This window comes from Mesorhizobium sp. M7A.T.Ca.US.000.02.2.1 (assembly GCF_003996995.1).
GTDB lineage: Bacteria > Pseudomonadota > Alphaproteobacteria > Rhizobiales > Rhizobiaceae > Mesorhizobium.
Window position 1 is genome coordinate 1 of record NZ_RZTT01000301.1, and the last position, 7,510, is coordinate 7,510.

8 protein-coding genes are annotated in these 7,510 nt (G+C 59.0%); all 8 read right to left on the reverse strand.

Annotated features, from left to right (window positions below; all coding sequences use genetic code 11):
- Positions 1-325 precede the first annotated feature (325 nt).
- A complete protein-coding gene (locus EOD15_RS24130; RefSeq protein ID WP_127318854.1) occupies positions 326-1,471 on the reverse strand; it encodes a TlpA disulfide reductase family protein in 1,146 nt (381 codons plus the stop codon).
- 272 nt (positions 1,472-1,743) lie between these two features.
- Positions 1,744-2,121: a hypothetical protein gene (locus tag EOD15_RS24135; RefSeq protein WP_024505270.1), complete on the reverse strand. Its 378-nt coding sequence runs from the start codon at positions 2,119-2,121 to the stop codon at positions 1,744-1,746.
- A 13-nt stretch (positions 2,122-2,134) separates the two neighbouring features.
- Positions 2,135-3,433, reverse strand: coding sequence for a SidA/IucD/PvdA family monooxygenase (locus tag EOD15_RS24140; RefSeq protein WP_063169368.1), 1,299 nt, complete (start codon positions 3,431-3,433; stop codon positions 2,135-2,137).
- A gap of 842 nt (positions 3,434-4,275) precedes the next feature.
- The gene (locus tag EOD15_RS24145) at positions 4,276-5,148 is read right to left on the reverse strand and encodes a universal stress protein (protein ID WP_127230841.1); all 873 of its coding nucleotides are present in this window, start codon (positions 5,146-5,148) and stop codon (positions 4,276-4,278) included.
- A 95-nt stretch (positions 5,149-5,243) separates the two neighbouring features.
- Positions 5,244-6,059, reverse strand: a complete 816-nt coding sequence (locus EOD15_RS24150) for a response regulator transcription factor (protein WP_164761599.1) — start codon at positions 6,057-6,059, stop codon at positions 5,244-5,246.
- Entirely contained in the window at positions 6,056-6,535 is a 480-nt protein-coding gene (locus EOD15_RS24155) for a NifX-associated nitrogen fixation protein (protein WP_127308803.1), read from the reverse strand. The genes EOD15_RS24150 and EOD15_RS24155 overlap by 4 nt, the downstream gene beginning before the upstream one ends.
- 16 nt (positions 6,536-6,551) lie before the next feature.
- On the reverse strand, positions 6,552-7,049 hold the full coding sequence (gene nifX / locus EOD15_RS24160) for a nitrogen fixation protein NifX (RefSeq protein ID WP_126097324.1): 498 nt from the start codon (positions 7,047-7,049) through the stop codon (positions 6,552-6,554).
- On the reverse strand, positions 7,046-7,510 hold a 465-nt coding region (locus tag EOD15_RS24165), incomplete at its 5' end, for a nitrogenase component 1 (RefSeq protein WP_281035576.1). The genes EOD15_RS24165 and nifX, both read right to left, overlap by 4 nt.

Genomic DNA, 7,510 nt, shown 5'->3' on the forward strand with positions numbered 1-7,510 from the left:
CCCAATTTCAGTACTCCTCTTGAAGGACGATCTCTTTTTCTGCGATGTGTGGTTCGGGCGCTTGCGTGGGCGGGGAATGGCTTGGGCGAGCCGATCCCACGCAACAGTGTCCCGTGGCCGACCTCGAGCACGTCCACCAGTGCGAGACCTTTCACCGCGGCGCGAACGCCTGCGCCGCGGTTCGACCCGAGGTAAACGCAATGGAAATTCCACCTGCCGCAAGCCGCGCACTTTTGCGGCATCGACGTTATTGCTGCGAAGTGCGCCTGGGCGGGCGGATTTGCCGGTGTTCAATTCCAATTGTCATGCCCTTCGCGATCCTTGCTCAGGAAGTGACAGCGTTTTGAGTTTCGGAAGTCTTGTTTTGCGGAGCCACACAGAGACCCGCGTGACAGGCAGGCTCACCCGTGTAGTTGGCCAGGGCTTGGAGCAACGAGGTGAGGTAGCGCTGTTTGGTTTGGTCCGGCGCTGGCTCCGAATGGTCCAGCGATTTGATTGCCACCTCGATCAACTCGATCGCCCGGTCCTTGTTGCCGCTCTCGTAATAATACTGAGCGACCGGAAAGTAACACCCGAATTTAAAGTCTCCATCGCCTTGCGGAGGATTAAGTTCCAGGATCTGTTCGGAGAGCTCCTTGCCCATCGCAAAGCGATCATCATGCGGAAGATGGGAGTTGTCGATCGTGGGATGGAAGAGTTGGTTCAGCGCCATCACCACCCAAGACATCGCTTCGAACTTTTTGTTGATCGCGTCCTCGACCAATTCGCGCATAAGCGGCAAGCCGGTTTTGATGTCGCGCAGCTTGTGAAGCAGAATATCCGCATGAACCCGCCGAAAATCAAAAGAGTCTGGCATCACGGCGAGGCCTTCTTCGATGGCCAATAGTGCCGCTGCCCAATCCTCGTCCTGCATCGCCGGCCCAAGTTTGGCGTATATCGGCTGACTCAGCGACGATTCGCGCACACGCGAGATTCGCTTTGCATCGACGGCTTTCGCTTCATAGCTGCTGCGCCAGCTGCCGTTAAGGACTTTCGGCAAAACGTCATCGAGAGGTGCCGGGTGGCCGATATAAGCGATGTGGCCGTCGCGGTCGACCACGAACGAGGTGGGAATCCCGAACGAAGAGCTGGGTTCCAGCCAGAGCTTTTTCATTTCGCCAGTGCAATCGAACGCTGTCCGATAATTCAGATTCGGGAACTTCTCGGTCAGCCAGGCATCCACGTTGGTCCGCGCTTCGTCCGCGGTTGCAGCCTTTTCGCAAGCTGCGACTCCGATAATCTCAAATCCGCTGTCTTTATATTTCTCCTGCAGTTCGATCAAATGGGGCATGGCGTGGACACATGGTCGGCACCAAGTCGCCCAAAATTCAACGAGGTAGACCTTGCCGGGCCGAAGGCTCGTGAGGGGCTCGCCACGCAGCCAGTTCTCCACTTTCAGCGCAGGAGCCGGGGACCCCATACGCAGTTCCATCTTGGTGTCCAAAGTCATTCCATACCTTTCGTCTCTTTTGTCGCGGAATATTTTCCAGTCAAAATCGGACACGGTCTCGAGGGCATTGCTCCCTCTCGCTTGCTTCAGCGGAGCTCTCACCGTGTTGCCGCACATCAAGCACGGCAAAGGGCATGCCAACCCTTCTTAGCTTCGGCAAGCGCCGGTACCGCCTTGAATAAGCGAGCCCTAACATGGCCAGCTGACGTTAACCTGAATGTCGGCTTTCGACGGCTCACCTTAGCGGCTGCCGTTTAGGAAGGTGAGAGTTTGGCTGGCCCGCTGGCGATAAGACCGGCTTCGGCGTCCTGGAGCAGTCGCACTTCGGCGATGGGGTCGAAAGTGCGGGAGAGGCTCGGTACCCTTGCAGCCACCGCCGCATGTGGCCCGGCGTCATAATTCGCGTCGCGGTTGCCAACGGCGGCGTTGGGCTCGATCCACGTGGCGTTGAGCCCGACAGCACGTAAAGCTGCATCGTGATTGAATGCCCTTTGCTGTTTCACGCCAAGCAGGAGTCGCGCGACGCTACCTTGCTCAAGCGCGAGCAGAGCGATCTGACGCCGTAGGAATATTGCTCGTCCCGCTTTTGCCGCCAGAGGCGGAAATCTTTCCTGAATGCCACCGCCGATCATCAATATCGACGAATCATATCCCGCTGCCCATTTGTTCGACTCCGAGGTCGGGCCAGCACTCCGTCAAGGGACGGTTGATGAACCCTAGATGCTCGGGATTGGCGCATGGCGCGCGCCGCAGAAGGCTGTCAAGGATGCGGCGCGCTCGCCAGGCCAGCAGCCCAAAGTTCGGATCAGCCAGCCCGCGCTGTCCAAGGCAGGCGTTCTGAACGAAAAGGCGTCGGTCTCGCGGTCCGTCCCAGTACACCGAAAAATCCTCGCCGATGGCGAGCTCATTGCCGATCTGTTCGAGGCGATCTGCGATCGGTTCTAGGAAACCCGGCAGCGGTTTCTCGTACCCGGTGGCCAGGATGACGATATCGGCGGTTACTTCTCCGATGTTGTCCAAGCCGCGTTGCAGCGTGAGCCTGTGCCCTGCTCCGGCATTGATGCAGCGCGACACGTTGCAACTTGGCCGCAATGTGATCTCGCATTGGTGTGGCTCGAGAAAGGCGTGGTGGTAGAGCGCCTGATAGACCGCGCGCAACTTGCTTTCTGAAATGCCCTCGGAGGCAAGCGCGAAACGCCGCAGGAACAGCTGTCGATGCACCTCGCTCATCGCAGCAAAACGATCCGAGAAGCATGGCGTGAACAGCCCGTTTGTGAACGCGTGGTCGTCGAAAGGCATCTCGCGCGTCAAGACCCATGTGATCGCCGCGGGCCGCCGTTCTTTCGGCCGGCCGACAAGGTGCAGTAGCAGCTCGGCTCCCGACTGTCCGCCGCCAACAACGCAGACATGCTTTTTTTGCACCTCAGGATTGATGTGGGCCAACTCAGATGAGTGGAACAGGTTGGGTCCAGTCCAGCCATGAAACTGAGGCGGAATTTGCGCCTGCTTGCCTATGTCGATGACGAGGTTTCTTGCATCAAGGACCGCGTTGTCCGTCCGCACGCGAAACTCGCCGTCAAAGCGGATTTCGCGAACGGCCTCGCCGCCACGGACAAGCGGATTCTTCTGGAACGCCCAGTTGAGATATTGGGCGAACTCGGCTCTAAGCACCCCGTGAAATTGCGCATTGAGGAAATTGTAAAGACGCCCGTTCTCGTGGAGGTAGTTTACGAATGTGTAGGCTGATCGCGGATTGACCAGAGTAACCAGATCCTGGAAGTGGCCGACCTGGAGCTCCGCGCAATCGAAAGCGCTGCCTGGATGTCCTCGGAAATCGACCTCCCGGTCCAGGAACAGTGCCCCTTGCGCAATCTCTTCCTGTATCTGACACGCAAGGCTCAAATTAGATGGTCCAGCACCCACACCAATACAAAAGAGGTCCACTTATCCTTACTCCTCTAGGAGTGTTTTCCAACTCAGCGGCATGTTGACGTCGATCGCCGGGCATTGAGCAATGCGAACCTCACAGGCATGCTTGAGCCGCGGTCCCGACTGAGAGGACAGCAAAAGCGTGTGCCGCCTTCCAGGTCTTGGGCTCAATGTCGGCGGCATCGACAGCGGCGCGGCGTGATCCGAACCCAAGAGCAGAAGGAAAGTGTGTGATGCTGTCGCGCGGCTCTTCCGGATCTTACGGCGGCTTCTAGCGCCGGCCTCCACCCCAGGAGTGGCTGTTTCCCTGCCACGACGGAAGCGGCTCTTTCTTTCGAGGGGCGTAACCATGGATAACGGCTCTTAATGCTTTCGGAGACTCCCATGCATGCGGCGTGCCGGATAAAGACCTGTCAAACCAACGAGTTCGCGCAGTTCCAGCTCGTCTGGAATCCGACATTGTCGCACGCCCGACGATCGGGCAGGGGAAGCTCCGCGGCAGCGGCCCTTGCACACCGCAGGCTGACAGGGACAGCCGCCGATTTGACGCGCGTCCGGGTACTGATAAGGGGCCTTCCAACAGGGTTCGCGCACGAGGCGGGGTCTCCTGGTACACCCGCCCTGTGGCTTGGCTGCGGTCTGCTGCAGCCGTTCGTCTTTACTGCCCGTTGCGGACGATCTCGCACGAGTTGGTTCACGAGAGCGTCGTGAAGCAGTCGAGGCGTCCGGTTTGGCTCTGACAAGCGTCGCAAGATGTTCGCGGATCCAGCCATGTCTCCGCAATCCGACCGGTAACCGACGACGACTTCGGACTGGTTGGCGGTCCTACGACCTGATCGGTGTTCCTACGGAGCTGATCAGCGAGCCAAAAACAGCGGCAATGTGGTCTTCCCAAAGCTCCAGCTCGGCGGACCGCCGAAAATCCGCTCACGCAGCCCACGGCTGCCATAAGCACCCATAACCATCATGTCAGCACAGATGTCGTTCGCGTGCTGGGTCAGCACTGTGCCCGCCGATTTGCCGGCGCTCTTAAGCAGGTCAACGGAGACCCGAGCACCGTGCCGAGTAAGATAGGCAGCGATGTCAGCTCCAGACTGCGCGCCTTTCCCGTTGTTTTGCGCCTTTGGATCGACCATAGCGACACAGACTTCCCTGGCAGCGGATAGGATACTAAGAGCTTCCCGAACCGCACGCGAGGCCTCTACACGCGAATCCCAGCCGACCAGCACGCGTCGAGGCGACAGCGTCGCCTTAACGCCCTTCGGCACGATGAGCACCGGCTTTCCGCTATCGAACAAGCAGCCGTTGACAACAGGAGGTCCGAGAGTCTCATCGTTGAGGAGGTCTCCTCCAACGATCGTCAGGTCAGCGCAGAGCGCCCGCTGTCGTGCCACTTCACCGAGGCTAGCCGGATCGCAATAGTCGGTGTCAACGTCACAGGAAAGCGACATAGCTTTCAGCCTTTTGAGGATATCCGCGGACCGTCTTTCCATTCTGGTCACGTCCTGTGAAAATTTCTCGATTTGCTGAAATCGATAGTTCGGTACTGCAATTGCCTGTGCACGTCCTGTATTCCATTCGGGGGGCGGAGACGACATCAAGAGCAATGGAGGCGGTATAATGAGTACCGATAGGTGCGCGCCGACCTCGGCACACAGTCCGGCAGCTGTTGTGAGGTCCTCATCAGAATGATCAGCACCCGTCACACTGAATATGCTTTTAAATTCCATTTGCCTGCTTCTCCTGGTCTTCGTTAGGAGCGCCTCAAAGCGGCAACACCGCTCTCCGGAGGAAGAGAGAGCGGCACCACGTTCGATCACCGATTTCAGTCGTCCGGCTTCTCGAGCGAGTAGCCGGCCGACCTGACGGTGCGGATGACGCTGCCGGGCAAGGCCGTTTTCAGCGCCCTCCTGATTCGACTGATATGGACATCGACGGTGCGTGCACCGACATGAATGTTGGGCAGCCAGGCCGCCCCGATAAGCTCGTCCCGGCTGAAGACCTTGCCGGGGGCCTCAATCATAAGCCGCAGCACGTTGAAATCGATCCGTCCGAGATGGATGTCGTGGCCATTACCGCGAACCCTATGGGCATCGAGCTTCATCTCCAGGCCTCCACAACAAATCCAACTGTCGTTTTCAACCCCGTTCGGACCACGCTTGGTCAGCCCGAGCCTCGCCCGCAGGCAGTCGAGCAGCTTGGCCGGAGCCACCGGCCGCACAAAGCTCTCAACGCCTGCCTTCAAGAGATCGAGGTGCTGGTGCTCGGCGCCAGGCGCGATCAGGGCGATGATAGGCAGGTCGGTGGTGCGCGGTTCCCGCTTGAGTTGGGCGCAAATTGCGGACCCGTTTATGCTGGCTGGGTCGCAATCCAGCACTACGGCCTGAAGCTCCCGTTGTTCGGCCAAGGCCAGCGCAGCCTTCGCGCCGTCTGCCGTCTCACTGCTGAAACCGTCAACCTCCAGTATGTGGCTGTAGAGCAGATAGAACTCGGCATCTTGCGAGCAGATCAGGACCAGCGGCTTCTTCATCGGCGATACCCCAACAACCTGGTCGGCCTCGAGTCCCTGGATCGAGGGGACTGGCCAACATAGTTTCTCGGGTCCGTCATGATGGCCTTTCTCGAAAATCGCGCCCATCATGCCAGCGCCACGTGGGGAAAGGTTTCGATGACTGAAATCGCATCGTCGACCAACTTCGTACCGGCCGTGGCGAGCTTCAGGAGCGTCTCGAAGCCAAACCGGTGGACATCGCGCAGCGTTTTGGACAGAACGACCAGCCGTCCGGTCGTGAAAAGCACCCGACCAAAACCCTCATGGCTCACCTGGATCATCGGCGATGCCATAAGGCCGCAGCGCTCCTCGATCGCAAGCCCGATGGCGGCGTAGTACTTGTCGAGCCTCCACAGCACGTCGGGATCGGGATCTCCGATGATTGGGATCCCTCGGCGCTGATCCTTGGTAATGATGAAGTCGCCCAGCAGCTCAGCGTCCGCTTTGCGTTCCCACGAGCCATAGGAATCCTGAGAACGGATCAGCCGCACGAGGCATTTGACGAACGGGGTGCAAAGAGCCGCCTCGTCTTCGGCGACAGCTGGGGGGATTGCGGGGTCAGGCATTGGCGTCCTCCTCTTTTCAGTCCTCGTCCTCGAAGGACGGTTTCTTTTCGGCAATGCCCGCTCGCGCCAGCACCTTGCGCAGCCAAGGCGGAGGACACGTCCTGAGCATCATCTGCGTGCGCAAGAGCACCTGTGGGATCGATTGGGGCTCCGCCACTTTGATCGGGTGGATTTTTGCCGCGACAAGCTTGGCTGCCGAAGGGCCGCCAATTGCCAGACAAAACAGGATCTGACAGCCCTTGAGCGCATCCACCTTTGGCGTGATGCGATCATCGCGCTCGGCCCGATGCTCCCCGCTTTCATCGGACACGTCATCGAAGGCCACGGCTTCTACGAGATTCCATTCCTCGCGCGTCACGTCGTAGACAGCAAAGCGCCTGGCCGACCCGAAATGGGCGTTGAGGTCCTGCATGTCCTGAGTGGCGATCGCAACGCGCAATGCGCCCTTACGTCGTTCAGGCATCGGGGCGAAAACCTCATTACTGACCAGCGAGAGGCGGCGAACAGCGTTCATCGTGATATTTCTCGATTACGGAGTGGATCAAGCGCCTCAGGAGTGGGCGCGTGTTGGTTGGCCTGGAAGATGCTGGCGACCTCGAAGATCATGTCGCGGGTGCCCTGATAGAGAATTGCGAGCTTGTGCTGGCTGCCTAGTCGATCGAAGACCGGGAACCCGATGCGCATGAGCGGAATTCCGAGCCGCTCCGATGCTTGGCGCCCGTGCGAATGCGTGACAAGCAGGTCAGCACCGACGGCAAGACTTTCCAGATCGCCGAGATCGCCGATCTGAACCGAAACCGCCGGGACTTTCTTGAGAATTTTAGACCTGTCGGTCGTTGTGACGGCCGCGGCTATCTCGGAGCCGAGACCAGCAAAGAAGGTTGCAAGTTGGAACAGCTGGTCTGGTTCGGCAGCGATGGCAATTTTCTTGCCGCCGAAATGGAAATGTCCGTCGAGCATCGCGTCCTGCAATTG

Coding starts and splice junctions, on each gene's coding strand:
- nifX (WP_126097324.1), bottom strand. CDS start 7,049: ATGAACGCTGTTCGCCGCCTCTCGCTGGTCAGTAATGAGGTTTTCGCC.
- EOD15_RS24155 (WP_127308803.1), bottom strand. CDS start 6,535: ATGCCTGACCCCGCAATCCCCCCAGCTGTCGCCGAAGACGAGGCGGCT.
- EOD15_RS24150 (WP_164761599.1), bottom strand. CDS start 6,059: ATGATGGGCGCGATTTTCGAGAAAGGCCATCATGACGGACCCGAGAAA.
- EOD15_RS24145 (WP_127230841.1), bottom strand. CDS start 5,148: ATGGAATTTAAAAGCATATTCAGTGTGACGGGTGCTGATCATTCTGAT.
- EOD15_RS24130 (WP_127318854.1), bottom strand. CDS start 1,471: ATGGAACTGCGTATGGGGTCCCCGGCTCCTGCGCTGAAAGTGGAGAAC.
- EOD15_RS24135 (WP_024505270.1), bottom strand. CDS start 2,121: ATGATCGGCGGTGGCATTCAGGAAAGATTTCCGCCTCTGGCGGCAAAA.